This is a genomic window from Rhodanobacter sp. MP7CTX1, from assembly GCF_014205795.1.
Taxonomy (GTDB): domain Bacteria; phylum Pseudomonadota; class Gammaproteobacteria; order Xanthomonadales; family Rhodanobacteraceae; genus Rhodanobacter.
Genome location: NZ_JACHCN010000004.1, coordinates 273616 through 292383, shown reverse-complemented (window position 1 = coordinate 292383; position 18768 = coordinate 273616). Strand labels below are relative to the sequence as shown.

The window sequence follows — 18768 nt, the reverse complement described above, 5'->3', positions numbered from 1 at the left end:
ATGGCAGCGAGGCAGCCGGATCGTTCGTCAGCGATCTGGCCGAGGCACTAGCGCGCCATGTTCCGGTTCGTGTTGTTGCTCCCGGTGCGCTATCGATTCGTGAGATGTGGGCAGACAATGTCGAGGTGTTTCGCTACGAATCACCATCCCGCCCGTTGTCCACCCTCAAGCCGTGGCGACCCGCAGAAGTGCGCGATACACTCCGCGTGTTGCGTGCGGGTGCCAAGGCAACCCGGGACGCCGCTGAGGCCGGTCCAACGGTACACATACTGGCTTTATGGGCGCTTCCATCTGGGTACTGGGCGCGAAGCGCAGCACGCGCCAGTGGCGTGCCCTATTCGGTATGGGCTTTGGGTAGCGATATCTGGTCGTTAGGGCGCATTCCCGGGGTGCGCACAGTATTGCGCAGCGTAATTCGCGGTGCGGCATGTCGTTATGCAGATGGCATGCAGTTGGGTCGGGATGCCGCTCGTATCAGTGGAAGATCATTCGAGTTTCTGCCCAGCTCACGGCGCCTCAATGGGCGGCGTGAGCGGCCGCTGACTTCGTTGCCCCCGTATCGCTTGTTGTTCCTTGGGCGATGGCATATCAACAAGGGCATCGACTTGCTGCTTGAGGCGTTGATGCTACTGGATGGTGGTAGCTGGTCACGCATTAGCGAGGTTCATATCGCTGGTGGTGGCCCGATGGAGGGTTTGGTGCGCGAGAAAGTTGGCGCCCTTCTGGCGGAAGGCCGACCGTTGCGCTTGAGCGGATTCTTGGATCGCGAACAAGCCACTGCAGCATTATCTGAGGCGGACTACCTCTTGATCCCTTCCCGCATTGAAAGTATTCCTGTGGTGTTTTCCGATGCGATGAAGATGGAGTTGCCGGTCGTCTCGATGCCGGTCGGGGACTTGCCTGCACTCATCACCCAGTGGGGTGTCGGTGTATTGGCTTCCCGAGTCGACGCCGCGGCCTTTGCGAATGCCTTACGGACAGCAGTGGGTCAGTCACCCGCACACTTTTCGGCAGGAATGGAAGAGTGTGCCCGTCAGCTCTTGATCAATACCCGGCAACTATGTGTTCAATTGGGTTTCGGAGAAATGATTCCCTCGGAGGTTGCTTGAGCGCGCGCGGCTACCAATACGATTTTTCCAAAGACAACGCAGCGATGCACTCTGCTGAAGGGCGCAGACGCAAGGCATTGACCATGCTCGCAGTGTTGCAAGACGCTCTGGGTGAGGGCATGATTGCCCAATCGCGCGTATTGAACGTCGGTTGCTCTACGGGTCTGATCGATGAGGTGCTGGCCGAGCAGGCCGGATCTGTGGTCGGCATTGATATCGACCAAGGTGCCATTAAGTCCGCACAGGTACACTGCTCGCATGCCAATCTTCAGTTCCGTCTTGGCGATGCGATGGCCTTGGATTTTCCCGATCAAAGCTTCGATGTGGTGGTCTGCTCACAGGTCTATGAGCACGTGCCCGATCCGGCGCGGATGATGGCCGAAATCAGCCGTGTACTCGCGCCAGATGGCGTGTGCTACTTCGCCGCGACCAACCGGCTATGCATCATGGAACAGCATTACCACCTGCCGTTCCTGTCTGTTATGCCGCTGAGTTGGGCGAACCATTATCTTAGATGGTGTGGCCGAGGACAGTACTATCATGAGAGGCATATGACCCTTTCAGGACTGCGGCGATTGGCTGCTGGCTTGGCCATCGAAGACTACACTCGGCGGCTATTGGCAAACCCTGCGCGTTATCATGCCGATTACATGATTAAATCCAGGAGCAAGATGATATTTGCCAAGCTGCTATCGCGCTTCGCATATTGGGCTTTTCCGGGATACATATGGATATTACGTAAAAAGGTTGCGCTGCCCAATTAGACTGCCCCTCTTAAAATGTTGATCGATGCGATGATTGCTAGAGTGCGCAATGCAACATTTCTCATCATCGAGAAGTTGCTTCGATGGTGTATTTTGCCGCGACTGCGTGCGCGACTGCTCGCATTGCTGGGGGCAAAGATTGGGCGTAATGTTCGGGTTAACGAGTGCCAATTCATCAATCTTAGTCGTGGATTCTCCAATCTCACGCTGGGAGATGATGTTTATATAGGCCCCGGATGTCTTATTGACCTTGAGGGCAAGGTGCTCCTCGCGAGGGGGGCTACACTATCTCCACGTGTATCGATCATCACTCACAATGACCCGGGTTCGTTTCATGATTCGCCGCTAACCCGGGATTTTCCGAAGTCTGTAGGCGCTGTCCGAATTGGCGAGTATTGCTGGATTGGTACCGGCTCCGTGGTGCTTTCAGGTGTTGAGATAGGTGATCGAGCGGTGGTGGGTGCGATGGCGCTTGTGAGGTGCAGCCTATGCTCTGCGGCCGTACACGCCGGCGTGCCCGCGCGCAAGATACGGCCGATCGACACAGCATTTGATTGACCTAGTAGTAGTTGGTTCTCAGCGGATGTCGATGCTGGATGCTTGCGTTGGTCGGATGATTTCTGTTCCTGCGACTATGACGGCCGCGAAAATATCGGGCAATGTCTGTGCGACACGCGCAACTATGGCGATAGCCGCAAGAGATTGTGTGTCTGCCGAAACATGGAACATGGTAGCGAGAGCAACAAACGCGAATTCCCGAACGCCAAGCCCGCTGGGAATGATGATGGCCATCGTGCCAACAACCCACGCAAGACAAATGCTCGCCGTGCCAATCAGAATATCGCCGGCGGTGTAGTGGGTAACGGCGATCAACAAGATTATTACAGAGCCGGCTTGTGCAATTGCATGGAGCATGGCCCACGTGAACAGGCGACCGATTTCTCCCGTTGTCGGCTTGCTCAAAACAATGTGCAGGGTCCTTCCGAGCAGTCGCGCGATCCAGCCAACGGAGCGGGCAAGCCATGCGGATGAGGCTACCCGGGCTGAGATCAGCCAGCCGGTGACGGCGATCAATCCAGCAGCGAGGGGATGATGGCTATAAACCAGTAGTGCCAGGCCTGTCGTGCTCAGTGTCATCATGTAAAAAACACTGGTATCGATGCCAGCCAGAAATATGGCGCCGATCCGGGAGCTGTCAAGAAGCTGCGCCTGAAGGATTGCGCCCCAGACATTTCCTGGAACGTACTTGGTCACCTGCACTACCAGCTGCAGGTAGCAGGTTTTCCAGTTGGGTACATTTATGCCGAACTGCTTGAGAAAGTTATTGAATGGAAGTCCCGTCAAATAGTTCGCCAACAGCGCCAGCATGGTGGACAGACCCAGTAGCCAAAGATTGGCTTTGGCCAGGATGTCAGCTATGGAGACCCGATAACGCCAGCTGGCGAAGAGAAGCGCACCAATCGCCACGCTGGTCAACGCGAGCCGCACAGGGCGGCCGAGTAGAAATCGGCTAAACGGTGTCGACATTGGCGATGTTTGCACTGAGAGTGGTTTCAATTTTTTTCAAGGGTGACCTTCATAAGGTTGATTACCCGTTCCAACTCGCTGTCGCTCAATTTGGTTGATGTTGGAAAACTCACTTGATGACTGGCGAAATCCTGCTCAAAGCGAACGACGCGTGGGCTTGTGCCCAGCGAGGCCGAGCGCATGCACGCTTCCACCTCAGCGATCTCGGCCTCTTGGATATCCGGTGTGGCAAAATCGAGGAAATCAGGCTGATCCATCGAGCGATTCAGGCGATCAAGGTTGCAGTCTGCAGTATGCAATAGAGCGATGATTACTGCGCGCCAAACAGTTTTTTGAGATTTGCCATGTCGCTATCCAGTCGACCGCCGATGTTCAATTGCTCGAGCTCCCGGAGCTGTTCATCGGCTTCAACTCTTTGTCCCTGTGCCACCATCATTCGAATTAACGTGATGCGGTAAGCGGGTTCGTTTGGACCGTTCCGCATCGCTTCTACAGTCATCTGCTCACCCAGCGTCCTGTTGCCCAGAACATTCCATGCGTAGTCGCCATACATTGCCAACAACCGCGAACTGGGATTGGGGTGTGACAACGCGGCGTGGTAGGCGTCCACCATGCGCTGTTTGGGTAAATCACATTGCTCATCACGGGCGCACTGAGTGAGTGCGCCCAGTGAACTTTCATCTTGCACGCCAGGTGCATGAGCTTTCAGCTTGGTGATCAGGCTGTCCCACCACGTATCTTTCAGCGCTAGATGCATGCGGGAGTTCATGAAGATCAAAGCCTGCTCCGGTAGGATCGATGAGTTGGGCAGTGCGGCAGAACGTTCCAACGGTGCATAGGCCAACTGGGTGAACGGGGAGGACGGGTCGTATTTTGAGTAGATGATATAGGTGCGACCCAGCTCGTATTGCGCGCGCGGCGACTGTGGGGCGCGCGAAGCCAGATTCTCCGCAAGCCGCAATGGACTGCCCCAGGCATAAGCGGTGAGTGCAGTCAGTGTCGCCCAGCATAACAACAGTCCCCCCAGCAACACTTGTCGGGACCGGGCAAATGAAAGCGGGCGTGACACCGCGAGCAGCGGCATGATCGTCAGCAGCAGGCCGAAACTGGCGAAGTAATTTCTATGTTCGTAGATAAGCTCCAACGGCAGGACGGTTCCGGTCAGCAACTGGCAGCCAAGGAACAATGCTATGCCTAGCGCGGCCAGTGGTTGACGTGTGCGAAGCCAAAGCATCAGCGCCACAAGGGCCACAAGAAAGGCCAAGCACGCCAGCGTGCCCCAGGGTGACAACAGCCCGGTCGATACCCGAAAATCGTCGTGATAGAACGACAGCGCGTTCAAAGTCGGCAGCAACGTCCAGCGGATATAGTCGACGATGACGCGCGTTTCGCTGAGAAGGCGCATTCCCATGGTGAAATCACGCGTGGCCCAGGTTGCCGGTTTCAGCAGGGAAGGTAGCAACCAGCCGAGACCAATCACCATCGGCAGCACGAGTACAAACAGGAAGCTACCGATGATCCGCCAGTCACGCCGATCCGTCGAAGTCCGAAAGTGGAACAGCATCCACTCGACCAGCAGCGCGTACAGCGGCAGCATCACCGCAGTTTCCTTGGCCAGCAGGCCGACGGCCGTGGGCACGGTGATACTAAGCAGGCATAGGGTGAAGCCGCGGCTTTCGGGAGAAAAGCGATCCAACGCCAATCTTTCCCTGCGAGCAGGGGAGGGGGTGAGGATGCTTGCGGCAAGCATCCGGCGACGACCGACAACGTAACCGATCAGGCCAAGCAGGACGAACAGGTTCGCCATGCTCTCCATGCGCTGCACCACGTACAGCACCGCGGTGAGGTTGATCGGCAACAGCATCCAGCTGGCGGCTATCAGGGCGGCGATGATCCCGGCGCGGCCGTCTTGCCCGGTAGGAGCGCACCCTGTGCGCGAAGGGCTTCCCTCGGTCCTGCACGATGACGTCGCGTAGATTGAAGAGCCATCGCGCACAGGGAGCGGTCCTACACGAGTCGATTGGAGCAACACTCTCACCAGTACAAACACCAGCAACCCATTCAGTAGATGGATGACCAGATTGGTCAACTTCATCCAATACGGATCGAGGCCGCCCGCAAGGTAATTTGCTCCGAAACTCAGCGAGACTAGCGGCCGCTTGAAGTCACTCGCGGGAGAGGAGAGCGCAGCACGCACGAGTGCCGGAATGCTCACTTCGCTCGGCTGCACACCGTGGTTGTCGACGATGTTGGGATAATCATCGAACAGCCAGCCACCACTGAGCCCGGGCCAGTAGATCGCGCTTACCAGCAGCAGGGCAACAACTAGCAGTCCCGTGCCCGCATATCGACGAAGGTACGCAAGGATCATTCAGTGAAAGCCGTAACGGAGTGGAGCATTGCAGGGCCTTGGATACCGCGCGCGAGGGGAGGCGACGGCGAGCATGCTATGCACGAAGTGCCCTCATGTTTCGAACAATCTTTATTGCTTCGCCGCGTGACAATCAGACTCACGATGTATGGGCAGGAGGCATTGCGGCAGCTGTTGCCGCGTCGGATGGTGCGCTTGTCGGTGTTTTTTTCGCCGGCTCGGCTGTGCGGCAGTTGGCTGGAAACAGGTCGGGGTCACCAACTACCACGTTGCAGATCCAGCTGATCGGTGCGGCGTTATTGCCAGCGGAGTCTTCCGAGGGAGTCAGCACCAGTACCGGATCCGGCGTGGCGCCGGTATCCCTGGTGCTCATGGTGATGCGTCCATCATCGGCAATCGTGACGTGCGCCACGTACTGGCCGGCTGCCGCTGCCGGGCTGTAGCTCAGTTCGCCGGCCTTGATATGGGCCAGGCCACCATGCACCGTGGCCGCCTCCATCACTACCAGCTTGGCCGCGTCGGTAACCTTGAATGCGTCGGCGATGCGATCTCTGGCCCGATGACTGCGCCATGCGGGAATGGCTATGACGACTACCACCGCTAGCACAAGGATCAACACGATGATCTCGATAGCAGATATGCCGCGTCGTGAATTCATGAACAGAACTTCCTGGCTCAAGGTATGACAGAGCGGAGCTCTTTGCCGACAGCAACTGTAATGCAAGCGGTAACGTGTCGCTCAGGCATCTCCACTCCCATGTCTCGATCGATAATCATCATGTGCGAATGGCGGTGTTTAAGGGTGCCAGTTTCAGGTGGATTATGACGCGTTCTGCCTAACCTCGGCGATCTTGGGGGCAACGCGTGCCTGCAGTTTCGCGCGCGTTATGTGGGAGCCCGACAAGTCTTGATTGTAATTGGCAGGTCGGCGAGAAGGATTTCTATCGGAGATCGGCCACTCCCCTACTCCACGCGAGTGCAGCCAGATGTTGTCCTTCATCGGGCTCCCCGAGCACGAAGGTCGTCGGCCCCATAGATGACGGGGATGAGCAGTGGCACAGCGAGCTTCGGCCATGGGCTGAAGCGGTTTGGGCAATGAGGGAGGCTCATGCACCGAATATGACTGCAAGCAATGCCAAATCGAGGCTGCTACGGCTGCGGTTTACCGATAACATTTGCTGGTGGCGGATTCCCAAACAATTGCTCGAGTTTGACGCTCATTTCCTGACTACGTTGATCCCACCATGCGGTATGCCTGTTCGCGTCAGCACTAACTTCGCGCATCCAACGTTGCCGTTGACGTATTCGAGATTGGCCAAAAGCAGTCCAATGGCCGGACTCAGCGAGACCAACGGACGCTTGAAATCACTTGCGGGAGAGGAAAGTGCAGTATGCACTAGAGCCGGAATGCTTAATTCGCTGGGTTGCACCCCTTGGTCGTCGATGATGTTGGGGTAGTCGTCGAAAAGCCAACTCCCGCTGAGTCCAGGCCAGTAGATCGCGGCCACCAGAATCAGCGAGAAAATGAACAGCGCTGCGCCGACATGGCGGCGAAGGTACGCATTAATCATTCGGAGAAGCCTGCCGCTGACTTAGGCATTCCCGATCCATTGATGCAACGCACAGTTGTATGGATCGGTTAGTACTCTGCAGCACCTGCGGTGAGTCAGAAGCAATCTTCACTGCTCGTCTGCTTGAGCACATTGCTCAAGACGAATGTTCTGCATGCACGCCGACCGCAGCCGCCGACTTGGTCGGTATACCATCGAGTTGGCGCTGCAATTTGTCAATCAGTGTTAGATTTTTCTTATCCATGTGGCCGATACGTTTACGTGCATCGTTCAGAATCAATTGCGAGCTAGCTGGGTCGCCGTTGTTGTAATACAACCGAGCAAGCAGGATGCCTACGGCGACATCTGCTGTGCCCGGCATCCATGCGCGCGCTGTTTGCTCCATCCCTTGTGCATTCATACCAGCAGCTAAGTATAGACGAGCAGCATTAAAACGAGTGCGCCACAGGGGGGTAAGCGTAGCTGGTTGCGGCGCGGCATTGACCACATCAATCAAGATAGTTGCGAACGCGACTTTACTCAGCCCCTGGCAATCGTGATCCTGCAGATAATTGCTGAAATTTTCAAAGGCCAACATCTCGGCCAATTGCAGTTTCGCGCCAACAACAGTCCTCATATTGACCAAGGCACCGGCTGTAACTTGTCCGTGAGCCATGCATTGCAGTGCAACTGTATCAATTAGGGCCACATGTCTTGCCGCCGGATTGTCGATAGCGGCCATGTGGTCGAATATTTGCTGAGTTTCGTCGTAGCGACCCTGCAGTTGTAACATGACCGCGTCATCAAGCAGAGCTCGCATGGAATTTGGGTGCTGTTGGACGCCCTCAGCCGCCAGTCCGTGCCATGAACTCCACGCCGATGCGCGAATTAGTGTCGCCAGGCTCAGCACGGCAAATAGCGCCACGGTACTTAAGCCGATCAGGCGACGAATGTGGCCGGGTCGATGCGTATGCGGCAAGACACGCGTGATCAGCGAGGCAGCTAGTGCAACAGCGGCTAGAAAAAGGCCTATCGAGGGCAGGTAGTTGCGATGCTCGAAGTAGAGTTCCAGTGGAAATACTGTCGACTCCATGATCTGCGCTGCCAAATACAGTGCGATTCCAGCAAAGTATGCCGGCAGACGCATTCGCATGAACAGGGCTGAGCTAGCAAGTGCAACTAGGCCGATGATGGCAAAAAGCGTGGATGGCGGATCAAGCAGGCCATGCGATATTGCGAAGTCGTCAGTGTACAGGCCTAGTAACGCGCCACGAGGCAGCAGCAATGCTCCCAAATAGTCCATCAGCGCTCGAGGCTCGCTCAGCAGCCGCTCGCCCAAGGTGAACAGGCGGCCCTGATAGCTGTCGATCAGACGGTGCGGGTGCATGCCGTAATAGGACAATACCAGTACAACCGGGAGCAGCAGAAACAATACGAAGAACATATGCACCGCGCGCGGACGAGGCATGGCAGTACTGGCGCGGAAATAGGCCAATTCAAGAATTGCGCACAGGAGTGGGACCAATGCCCCGTTTTCCTTGCTAAACGTGGCGCATAAGGTGGCCAAAGGTAGCGCAAGAAACAGTAGCAGTAGCCCATTGCGCTGGCGGTTTTGCTCAAGCTCCATTCGTCCGTGGACGTAGGCAAGCAGCGCCATCAATGTGAACAGCGTGCTCAATTGAGCCATTCGCTGCACGATATATAGCACCGTGCTTACCTGCATAGGATGCAGTAGCCATAGCGCGCTGACGACTAGAGCGATGCGTTTTGCTTGCGATGCGAACTGAGGGTCATATAGCAACAGGCGTGACAGCAACGCATAGACGAGCATGCCGCACGCAAGATGGATAACTAGATTGGTCAGCTTGAACGGAAACGTGGCCAGGCCGGTAGTCGCTGCATTCGCGAAAAAAGTCAACATCGACAATGGCCGGCCAAGCAGGCCGGAGTCGTTGCCGAAAACGAATTGGTCCCAGCCGATCTGTCCATGCATCCACTCTTGAATAGGCAAGATCAGATTAGGCGGATCGTCGAATAGAAAGGGGCCGTGGAGACCGGGTAGGTAGACCAGGATGGTCAGTGCCAGCAAGCAGTACAGCCAGGTTAACGGGCGCGTAATAAAACTGCCCCGGTCGCGCGAGGCGCTCCGGGGCAGCGATGACGACGGCAGGATGCCAGTCAACTTCGATTAGGTACGGCAGCTGGCCGGCAGGTACTTCGGCAAGCCAGTCGCGCCAGGATGGCATGCCCATACGATCGGGGCACTCGGACTTGCCTGGGTCGGGTTCAGGAGGATTTGATTGGCAGCAGCAGCGCCGGTATTCCGGGAGGTGCCCGTGACAACACCGGTTCCGTTAGTGATGGCAACCGTCGCGACGTAGGTGGTACCAGTCGCAGGGAAGCTGTAGCCCGCATTGGTTGCAGTTACTTTCGTCAGGCCGCCCAAGGAGGCCGCCGTTTCGGTAACGGCCAGCTTGGCCGCATCCATCTGCACCATGGTCTCCGTAGTCTTCGAGCGGATGGTGTAATCCTGATACGCCGGCAGCGCAATGGCGGTCAGGATGGCGATGATCGCAACCACGATCATCAGTTCGATCAGGGTAAATCCTTTCTGCATGTTCTTCATGGTGGTTCCTTTCCTCTGTTTGGTTAGCTAACCGTAGTGATGCCCCCTGAGCCCCAGTCCCGTATCCCCCTAGGCGGGATAGGACCCCATACTCGCGGTCAGGAACGACCAGGAAGCTCGTTGCAGATCTAGCACGTCACATGCCATTCCCTTGCCAAACGAGCATTTGTGCTTGGCAGGTTGAGTGATTGTGCGTTAGTGCGCATAGCGCGGCAACTGGGAAGGTGGGGCTAATTTGAGGATTTGTCGAATGCGTCGCGTCAGGTCGTCGCGAGCTGCAAATAAGCGTCATCAAGTGACGCGGTGTGTCACTTTCTTACAGGGGTGACCCACGGGTCGATGGCAAGAACGGAAATAGGTTGCTTCTGATCGGGCGAGATAATAGCCGTGTAATCCACGTCGCGACGCTCGAGTGGCAGGAAATACAAAGCCCGCTTGCTAGAGGCAGCGGCATTTTCCAACTGTGCAAGCTGCGCTCGCTGCCTGGCATCTTGGGGCTTGAGCTGCCCCAACGGGCGGCTGTGCTTCATCAGGACATTGAAAACCTGTTCGTAGGGTACGTAGAACTCAGGTAGCTGATCGATGTCCTTGCCGCCGGCCATGGCATGCGCAGCAACGTCGAAAGCGCGGTCACCTTTGGGTGGCAACGCACCCACCAGTCGCGGCCCACCCCAGGAGCGGCTGCTGTATTCCGGACGGCTGGCCTTGGCCAAATCGGCATCGCTCAGTTGATCGGCCGCCACGACGACCAGCCGGTCGACCTCCCCTACGATGAATACCGGGCGTGCCAGACAGATGACATGAAAGCCATAGCTGAATGCCACGACCTGCAAGGCAACGATGATCGACAGATCCAGTCGTCGCAGCCTCTTCGGTTTACCCGGCCTCATGACCAACAGGGTCAACAGGGGGCCGATGGCTATGTCGACGCCCATCAGTAGTGGTATCAGGGTGCCGGCGCCTGCGGCGATAAAATATGGTGGTGGAAACCACAGCGTATATAGCAAGGTAACAACGATCGCAGCCACGACTAAGCTGATGGACAAGTGGATGGCGGAGGCTTTCCAGCGTGACATGGTGCGGTTTCCACGATAATGGCAATGGAAGATCAGGCCGAAATATACTTTGTCGCGTGCATCGTTGCAGCTGGCGAGCACCTGTCGATGTGCAGGCGCAGATGTGTGGAAACGTCCGGCGCGCGCGACCATCTTTAGGCGACCATCGGGATCGCTTGCGTCTCGCACGCCACACGCTTACCGTCACGTTTTGAGTCAACTAGGGAAATCTCCGATGAAACCTCTACTTGCCGCGCTGTTGCTTGCGCTGGTGGCTGTGCCTGCGATGGCGGGTGATGCTGTGGACACCACGTTCGTCAACACGCAGGGGCCGCATCCGTTCAATGTGCGCGACCTGGTGATGATGGATCGGGTCAGCGATCCGCAGTTGTCGCCGGATGGGCGCTATGCCGCGTTTGGAGTGCGCAGCACGGACTATGCCGCGAACAAGGGCATCAACGCGGTCTATGTGCTGGATCTCACACAGGGCGGGCAGCCGGTCAAGGTGCAGGACAAGGCGGGGTCGGCGCGTTGGTCGGTGGATGGGCGCAGCTTGTATTTTGTGGCGCCGGCCAAGGGGGTGGCGCAGCTTTGGCAGTTGGATATGGGTCGCAAGGAGGGCTTGAATCTAGCCAAACATGCGGCGGCGGTGCAGGTGAGCCATACGCCGCTGGATATCAACGACTACAAACTATCGCCGGATGGCAAGCGCGTGCTGCTGTCGTATGAAGTGTTCACCGATTGCGCCACTTTGGATTGCAGCAAGCAACGCGTCGATGCACGCGACAAGGACAAGGCTAGCGGCACGCTTTATACCAAGCTATTCGTGCGGCATTGGGATACCTGGGCGAACGGTCGGCGCAACCAGCTATATGTCGCCAGCTTCGATGGCAAAGGTCAGTTGCCGGCCGAGCCAACCTTGCTGAGTCGAGGCATCGACGGCGATGTGCCGAGCAAACCGTTTGGCGACGAGAGCGAGTTCGCCTTCTCGCCGGATGGGCGCAGCGTGTATTTCGATGCGCGCATCGCCGGTAACAGCGAACCATGGTCGACGAATTTCGATGTGTACCAGGTTCCGGTGGATGGCTCGGCCGTGCCGAAGAGTCTCACCGCCGACAACAAGGCATGGGATGCCGATCCGGTGCTGTCGCCGGATGGCAAGACGTTGTATTACCTGGCAATGAAGACACCTGGCTTCGAGGCCGATCGCTTCGCGATCATGGCTCTCGATCTGGCTACCGGTGCGAAGCATGAGGTGGATCCGCAGTGGGATCGCTCGGCTGGCAGTCTGACGATTTCCGCCGATGGCAAGACGCTGTATGCGACGACAGACGACAATGGCCAGCACCCGCTGTTTGCGATTGATGCGGCCAGCGGCAAGGTCAGCCAGCTGGTTGACGATGGGGCGGTGGAGGGTTATTCGATGGCTGCCGGCAAGCTGGTGGTGGCACGCGATGACTTGAAGCGACCAGCGGATCTGTACCTCGCGGCAGCGGATGGCAGCGATCTGAAACAGGTCACCCATTTCAATGCGGAAGATCTGAAGAACGTCAAAGTCGGCGACTTCGAATTCTTCAACTTCAAGGGCTGGAACAACGAGACCGTGCAGGGTTATGTGGTCAAGCCCGTCGACTACCAGCCGGGCAAGACCTATCCCGTGGCTTTCATCATCCATGGTGGCCCGCAGGGTGCGATGAGCAATGAGTGGAGCTATCGGTGGAATCCGCAGACCTATGCGGGGCAGGGTTTCGCGGTGGTGACGGTGAACTTCCACGGTTCCACGGGTTACGGGCAGGCGTTCACCGATGCCATTTCCGGCGATTGGGGCGGCAAGCCGCTGGAAGATCTGAAGCTCGGCTGGAAGGCTGCGCTGGACAAGTACAGTTTCCTCGACGGCAATCGTGCCTGCGCGCTCGGCGCTAGCTACGGCGGCTACATGACGTACTGGATCGCTGGTGTATGGAACCAGCCATGGAAGTGCCTGGTCGATCACGACGGTGTGTTCGATGCGCGTTCGATGTACTACGACACCGAGGAGTTGTGGTTCGAGGAGAAGGAAAATGGCGGCACGCTGTTTGACCATCCGCAGAACTACGAGAAGTTCAACCCGGTCAACCACGTCAAGGATTGGCGCGTGCCGATGCTGGTGGTGCACAGCGGCAATGATTTCCGTATTCCGATCACCCAGGGGCTTGGTGCATTCACTGCGTTGCAGCGTCGAGGCATTCCCAGCGAATTGCTGACCTTTCCGGATGAAAATCATTGGGTGCTGAAGCCGCATAACAGCGTTCAGTGGCATGATGCTGTCAACGCATGGCTGAAGCAGTGGACGGCCACGGACGCACCGAAAGCTGCGTCGAACTGAGTTTGTTTTTTTCAATAAGAGCGGCGGCCTTCCGGCCGCCGCTTTTGTTTTCGTGGCAGCGACTTCAGTCGCGATAGCCTTTGCTACAGACCAGACAAGAGCATCGCGACTGAAGTCGCTCCCACAAATGCAAGGAACCTCTGACTTCAGTCGCGATCAACGGAGCAATACGTCATCCGGACGAGAACTATTGCCAACGAAATACGCATCCCAATAGGGATAGTCCATTGGATGGGATACCAAGCCCGCGCGCACGGGGTTCCCAATAATGTAGCGGGCGGCCTCCTCAACTGACTCATCCCGGCGCAGCGTGTGGTCGTGAAAGCCCTTTGCCCAGAGCGATCCATCAATCGCGCATTGCCGTTTCACCTCACGAGCGGTTACGCCTTTGACGCGTTGCATGGTCGTCGAGAGATCCGCGCCTTCGCCAAGTTCGATCAGGGCATGCCAATGGTCGGGCATCAATAGCCAGCAGAGGCAACGGCTGGGAAGCCAGAGCTCTGCGGCGGAGATTGCGCGGGCGTCTACTCGTGCTTGCGTCGTATCGAGGAAATAGGGCTTGCGCTGCGAGGTGATCGTTGTGACCAGGTACAGCTGGTTTGGAAGGGAGCGTCGCCCGGTTCGCAGGTTTCGATAGCCAAGGGTGGGTAGGGAGGTCATGCGGTGAATCTGCACAACTTCGCATCTCGTTGCTATGCGGTTGCGGCTTGCATTTACGTTGTTGTCGTCTGGGCTGGTTGTAAGGGCATCGCGACTGAAGTCGCTCCCACAGGTAAAGGGAGCTGCAGCTTAGGTCACAGCCACTTCGAGCGTTTGAGCAGGGTGTAGATGCCGCCGACGACGACCAACATGACCACGATGATCACGGGGTAGGCCCATGGCTGGGTGAGTTCGGGCATGTGGGTGAAGTTCATGCCGTACCAGCTGGTGAGCAGGGTGGGTGCGGCGAGCATGGCGGCCCAGCCGGCGAGTTTTTTCATCACCTCGTTCTGGCCGTAGGTGACCAGCGACAGGTTGACGTTGATCGCGGCGGTGAGCATTTCGCGCATGGCGCTGATCGATTCGTTGACGCGGAATACGTGGTCGTAGACGTCACGGAAGTATGCGCGCAGTTCCTCGTGAATCAGGTTCGGATGCAGCCGCACCAGCTGACTGATGATGTCCTGCAGCGGCGCCACCGCCAGGCGCAGCGTCATCAGATCGTGCTGCATGTCGTACAGGCGGCGCACTGTGCTGCGTTTGAAGGTTTCGGCAAAGATGTCTTTTTCCAACTGCTGCAGCTCTTCGCGGAATTCACGCACGATCGGCAGCAGGTTGTCGACGATGAAATCGAGTACGCCATACAGGGCGTAGCTGGGGCCGTGTGCCAGCAGAGCCGGCGTGCACTCGCAGGCGCGTCGAGCCGGTGCGTACGAGAGCGAGGCGCCGTGGCGGACGCTTACTAGATAACGCGGACCAAGGAAAATATGTGTCTCGCCGAAGGCCAGATGGCCTTTGACCAGCTGCGCGGTCTGCACCACGATGAACAGCGAGTCGCCATAGGTTTCGATCTTGGTGCGTTGATGCGCGGTGTGTGCATCCTCGATCGCCAGATCGTGCAGGCCGAATTCCTCCTGCAGCTTTAGGAGTAAAGGCTCGTCGGGCTCATGCAGGCCGACCCAGACGAAGGTGTCTGGGTCCTTTAGTACATCGCTGATCGCTTCGATACCGATGTCGCCGATGCGAGTGCCGTCATTCCGGTAGGCAATGCAGTTGACGACCATCGGTTCGTCGGTGGGCGATGGTGCGGTCTGGAGCGGGTTGATCAGGTTCATTGACGCATCATGCCGCGCGGCCGATGACTGGGCAATTGCAAAATAGCCGTGCCTGGGAAACGAATGGTCCAGTTCATGGACTCCATACGCCATAGGTGACGATCAACCCGTCAAGGTTGAGCCTTCGCTCTGTATCATCCAAAGATCAAAGAACAATTCAGGGCCGGGGGATTTTGACAGATGAGCGGGAACGAATACCGGCTGGGTTACCGAAGTGACATCGAAGGGCTACGTGCCGTTGCCATCCTGCTCGTCGTTGCTGTCCATGCTGGGGTGCCATGGCTCGGTGGTGGCTTTGTCGGGGTGGACGTATTTTTCGTGCTTTCCGGTTTTCTGATTACAGGCCTCCTGGTACAGGAAATTACCGATACCGGGCGGCTCCGCTTCGCTGAGTTCTATGTGCGGCGCCTGCGCAGACTCTTGCCCGCGTTGATTGTCATGTTGCTTGTCGTCCGCGCGTTGGCTGCGCTATTGCTCGCACCAGGCGAGCAGGGCGGACAGGCTTCCGCTGCGGCCATGGCGGCTTTATGGCTGAGCAACGTCCATTTCGCGTTTGCCAGGCTGGACTATTTTGCACCTGGCACTGAGACCAACCTGTTTCTGCATACCTGGTCGCTGGGTGTGGAAGAACAGTTCTATCTGATCTGGCCGGCATTGCTGGTGTGGTTGCTTGGCCGCGATGCTCATCGAGGGATGGCGAGGCTGAAAGTCGGCATGTTCATCGTGCTTGGGGTAAGTCTGGCGGCGTGCGTGGTGCTTACCTATACGGCTCCGCAGTTGGCGTTCTACATGATGCCGCTGCGAGCGTGGCAGTTTGCTGCCGGCGCCCTGGTTTGGTTGTACTTCAGAGTGCCCGGACAGGGTTTAGTTGTCGGCCCATCGCAAGGCAGGCTTAGTGCTCCCCTTCGTTGGGCAGGATGGCTCGGTTTGGCGATGGTCGCTGCTGCCGGATTGGCGTTCGATGCCAGGATGCCTTATCCCGGAATTTATTCGCTTCTGCCGACGGTCGGCGCTGTTTGCGTCATTGCAGCTGGTAGTTTCGATTCAGCGTTTGGTGTGTCGCGGTTGTTGTCCTGGCGGCCACTTCAGGCTATTGGCCGCATTTCCTACTCCTGGTATCTATGGCACTGGCCGATACTGCTGCTGGGGCATGCGCTGAAGGGTTCAGACAGCCCCTTGTATCGTGCTGCCTGGGTGCTGCTGTCGTTGTTGCTTGCCGTTCTCTCGTATCGCTGCATCGAGTCGCCCATACGTCACCAGCAGCGGTGGCTGCTGCATCGTCGCGCTGCGATATGGGGAGCGCTGGTGCTAATGGTGGTGACCAATGTGCTGTGCATTCGTTGGTATAACCAAGCGTCGGAGCGGCTGCATAGTCCCGAACAGCAGCGCTATGCCAGGGCGCACGGCGATGCCCCGATCATCTATGGGATGGGTTGTGACGACTGGTATCACAGTGATCGGGTGCTTACGTGCATGTTCGGCCCGACGAATGCGACGCATACCGCGGTACTGCTGGGCGACAGTATTGCGGGACAATGGGTTCCGGCTGTTGCCAAGGTCTTCGACAAGCCGGGTTGGCGCTTGTTGGTTTTGACCAAATCCTCCTGCCCGATGGTGGACGAGCCGTTTTTTTACCCGCGGATCGGACGTGAATATACGGAGTGTTCGACTTGGCGAAGGCGCTCGCTCGAACAAATCGCCTCCATCAAGCCTGACGTGGTTCTTTTGGGTACGGTATCAACTGACGATTTCACGCAAGCACAGTGGATTGATGGCACCACAAAGGTGCTTGAGTCGATCACGGCATCCTCTGGCCACATCTATGTACTGCGTGCTACGCCACACCTTTCTTTCGACGGGCCTGACTGCCTTGCCCAGCACAGCGGACGTCCGGCTTGGCTTAGCTTTGGGCGAGCTTGCAGCTCCTCATCCACGGATGAGCACGCTGATCTTGTTTACCAATGGTTGCAGCAGGCGAGCCGTCATTTCGACAACGTCAAGACAGTGGACATGAATGATCTGGTCTGCCCGAATGGAACATGTGTTGCGGAGCAAAATGGCCAGATAGCATTCCGCGACTCGCAACATATGACGTCTACCTTTGCCGCGTCGCTCGGGCCGGCATTGAGTGATCGTCTCGATCTCAAAGGATTTTCAGCAGGCGATCGCGCAGCAAGCGCCACTTTGCAAACTCACTAACTGTTTGCTTGCTCGCAAGTGGATTGGAAGTTCCAGTCGCCGGTTGCGCGCGGCAGCAACTTATCGCCGTAAGGCTTGCCGCAGCGTCCACGCTAGTGCCAGCCAGCAGGGTAGTGCGAACAGTAGCCAGGGCTGGTTTTGTTGCACGACGCCGGGTAGCAGGTGTAGCAGCACGGCGATCAGTGCGGCCAGGAGTTGCACCAGGATCAGGCCGTCGATGAAACGCGATGGGGCGATGTCGTTGCGCGCGCGCCACAACGTCGGCAGCAGCAGGAAGGCGAACGGGTTGAACAGAAGTAAGTTCGCGTTGGCCCACGCGGAGTGGTGGGTGGTGAGTGTCCACAGCACGAGTAGCAGCAGGCCGACGATGCCAGCTGACAATAGATATAGCGTGCCGAGCAGGGCGTAGCCGACGGGCCACCAGCGTCGCGTCAGCACGATCAACACGGCGAGCAGCAGGCCTGCCAGTGCCAGCGGCAGTCGCAGATCGGGAGCTGTTGCGGGTGGTTCGTCGAGTCGGTTGGGCGAGATCAGTTGTTCGTTCTGGAGCAACGGCCGTACGCCGCCGTGACCGTTGTCGACATGCACGTCGCGTAGTTGTGCCTGCAGCACCATTGGCAGAAAACTTTCCTGCCAGGCATTGAGTGGCTGGTCGGCATACGGCCCCAGACCGAGATCCATCAGCAGCATCAACCATGGTTGTGCGCTCATCAGGCGCGCGGTCTGCTGGCGAAAGGTCATGCCGCCGGCGCGTGCCGTGAGCTGGGGTTTCAGCACGCCACCGAGCGCCGTGTTCAGTGCGTCGCGCACGCGGGTGGTGCAGTTGTCGACGTAGTAGTCGTAGTTGTAGCCGGCGTTTTCGGGGCGGAGGTTCCACAGCAGGAAATCGCGCAGCGCGGCGGCTTGCTCAGGGTTCAACAGCAGCAGTTGGCGGGTTACGGAACGGCCGCTTTCGATGTAGTAGCTCTGGTCTTCCTGGCTGGGCGCCGCATCCATCAGATAGTGCATCTGGCCACGGGCGAAGTTGAGCAGGAAGCCCTTCTCGTCGAAGTCAAACACGCCGTAGTTGAAGTTGATCGCTTCGCCGGAGCTGATATCGCGCAGCTCTATCGCATCGTGACCGAAGCGTTCCCAGTAGGTTTCGCCGGGGCCGTAGCTGATCAGCGAAACCTGGAGGTTTGCACCGGGTGCGTTGGCGACGCTGGCATGGGCGCAGGGGATGGCGACGAACAACAGTAGTACGGATAGCAGCAATGCGCGGACCATGCGGCGCAGGTGGCGGTAGCCGGTCGGGGAGTGGGGTTGAATCATGTTGATGCCGGTCCTGTGCATTGCGCCCTGCTCCTCCGCGTGCCTGGGGAGGAAGGTTGTTATCGAAGAAGCGATTC

The 18768-nt window shown here is 57.6% G+C and carries 15 protein-coding genes; 4 read left to right on the top strand and 11 right to left on the bottom strand.

Annotated features, from left to right (window positions below; genetic code table 11):
* Positions 1 to 329 precede the first annotated feature (329 nt).
* Together HDE77_RS07885 and HDE77_RS07880 are read left to right on the top strand one after the other, a co-directional pair.
* The gene (locus tag HDE77_RS07885) at positions 330 to 1109 is read left to right on the top strand and encodes a glycosyltransferase (RefSeq protein WP_184416598.1); all 780 of its coding nucleotides are present in this window, start codon (positions 330 to 332) and stop codon (positions 1107 to 1109) included.
* Complete coding sequence (locus HDE77_RS07880; RefSeq protein WP_184416597.1) at positions 1106 to 1873, top strand: class I SAM-dependent methyltransferase; 768 nt, start codon at positions 1106 to 1108, stop codon at positions 1871 to 1873. The genes HDE77_RS07885 and HDE77_RS07880 overlap by 4 nt, the downstream gene beginning before the upstream one ends.
* A gap of 576 nt (positions 1874 to 2449) precedes the next feature.
* Here the strand turns inward: HDE77_RS07880 and HDE77_RS07870 are convergent.
* The 8 genes from HDE77_RS07870 to tfpZ form a co-directional block, all read right to left on the bottom strand.
* Entirely contained in the window at positions 2450 to 3400 is a 951-nt protein-coding gene (locus tag HDE77_RS07870) for a lysylphosphatidylglycerol synthase domain-containing protein (RefSeq protein WP_184416595.1), read from the bottom strand.
* Between the two features lie 26 nt (positions 3401 to 3426).
* Positions 3427 to 3657 carry a hypothetical protein gene (locus tag HDE77_RS07865; RefSeq protein ID WP_184416594.1) on the bottom strand — a complete coding sequence of 77 codons (231 nt, stop codon included), beginning with the start codon at positions 3655 to 3657 and terminating at the stop codon, positions 3427 to 3429.
* Positions 3658 to 3710: 53 nt separating this feature from the next.
* Positions 3711 to 5207: a hypothetical protein gene (locus tag HDE77_RS07860; RefSeq protein WP_343206072.1), complete on the bottom strand. Its 1497-nt coding sequence runs from the start codon at positions 5205 to 5207 to the stop codon at positions 3711 to 3713.
* A 703-nt stretch (positions 5208 to 5910) separates the two neighbouring features.
* Positions 5911 to 6429: a pilin gene (locus HDE77_RS07855; RefSeq protein WP_184416593.1), complete on the bottom strand. Its 519-nt coding sequence runs from the start codon at positions 6427 to 6429 to the stop codon at positions 5911 to 5913.
* Positions 6430 to 6988: 559 nt separating this feature from the next.
* On the bottom strand, positions 6989 to 7342 hold the full coding sequence (locus HDE77_RS07850) for a hypothetical protein (RefSeq protein ID WP_184416592.1): 354 nt from the start codon (positions 7340 to 7342) through the stop codon (positions 6989 to 6991).
* A 136-nt stretch (positions 7343 to 7478) separates the two neighbouring features.
* Positions 7479 to 9410, bottom strand: a complete 1932-nt coding sequence (locus HDE77_RS07845; protein WP_184416591.1) for a hypothetical protein — start codon at positions 9408 to 9410, stop codon at positions 7479 to 7481.
* 99 nt (positions 9411 to 9509) lie between these two features.
* Complete coding sequence (locus tag HDE77_RS07840) at positions 9510 to 9947, bottom strand: pilin (RefSeq protein WP_184416590.1); 438 nt, start codon at positions 9945 to 9947, stop codon at positions 9510 to 9512.
* Between the two features lie 308 nt (positions 9948 to 10255).
* Positions 10256 to 11155, bottom strand: coding sequence for a TfpX/TfpZ family type IV pilin accessory protein (gene tfpZ, locus HDE77_RS07835; RefSeq protein ID WP_184416589.1), 900 nt, complete (start codon positions 11153 to 11155; stop codon positions 10256 to 10258).
* An 82-nt stretch (positions 11156 to 11237) separates the two neighbouring features.
* Here tfpZ and HDE77_RS07830 point away from each other — a divergent pair, with 82 nt between their 5' ends.
* Positions 11238 to 13367 (top strand): S9 family peptidase, encoded by a 2130-nt coding sequence (locus tag HDE77_RS07830; RefSeq protein ID WP_184416588.1) that lies wholly within the window; start codon positions 11238 to 11240, stop codon positions 13365 to 13367.
* A gap of 156 nt (positions 13368 to 13523) precedes the next feature.
* Here HDE77_RS07830 and HDE77_RS07825 read toward each other — a convergent pair whose 3' ends face one another.
* Both HDE77_RS07825 and corA read right to left on the bottom strand, forming a co-directional pair.
* Complete coding sequence (locus HDE77_RS07825) at positions 13524 to 14027, bottom strand: transposase (RefSeq protein ID WP_255482589.1); 504 nt, start codon at positions 14025 to 14027, stop codon at positions 13524 to 13526.
* A gap of 134 nt (positions 14028 to 14161) precedes the next feature.
* Entirely contained in the window at positions 14162 to 15181 is a 1020-nt protein-coding gene (gene corA, locus HDE77_RS07820; protein ID WP_184416587.1) for a magnesium/cobalt transporter CorA, read from the bottom strand.
* Between the two features lie 180 nt (positions 15182 to 15361).
* Between corA and HDE77_RS07815 the strand changes: the two genes are divergently transcribed.
* A complete protein-coding gene (locus HDE77_RS07815; RefSeq protein WP_184416586.1) occupies positions 15362 to 17380 on the top strand; it encodes an acyltransferase family protein in 2019 nt (672 codons plus the stop codon).
* A gap of 60 nt (positions 17381 to 17440) precedes the next feature.
* Here HDE77_RS07815 and HDE77_RS07810 read toward each other — a convergent pair whose 3' ends face one another.
* Entirely contained in the window at positions 17441 to 18691 is a 1251-nt protein-coding gene (locus tag HDE77_RS07810; protein WP_184416585.1) for a DUF4105 domain-containing protein, read from the bottom strand.
* Positions 18692 to 18768: the final 77 nt, after the last annotated feature.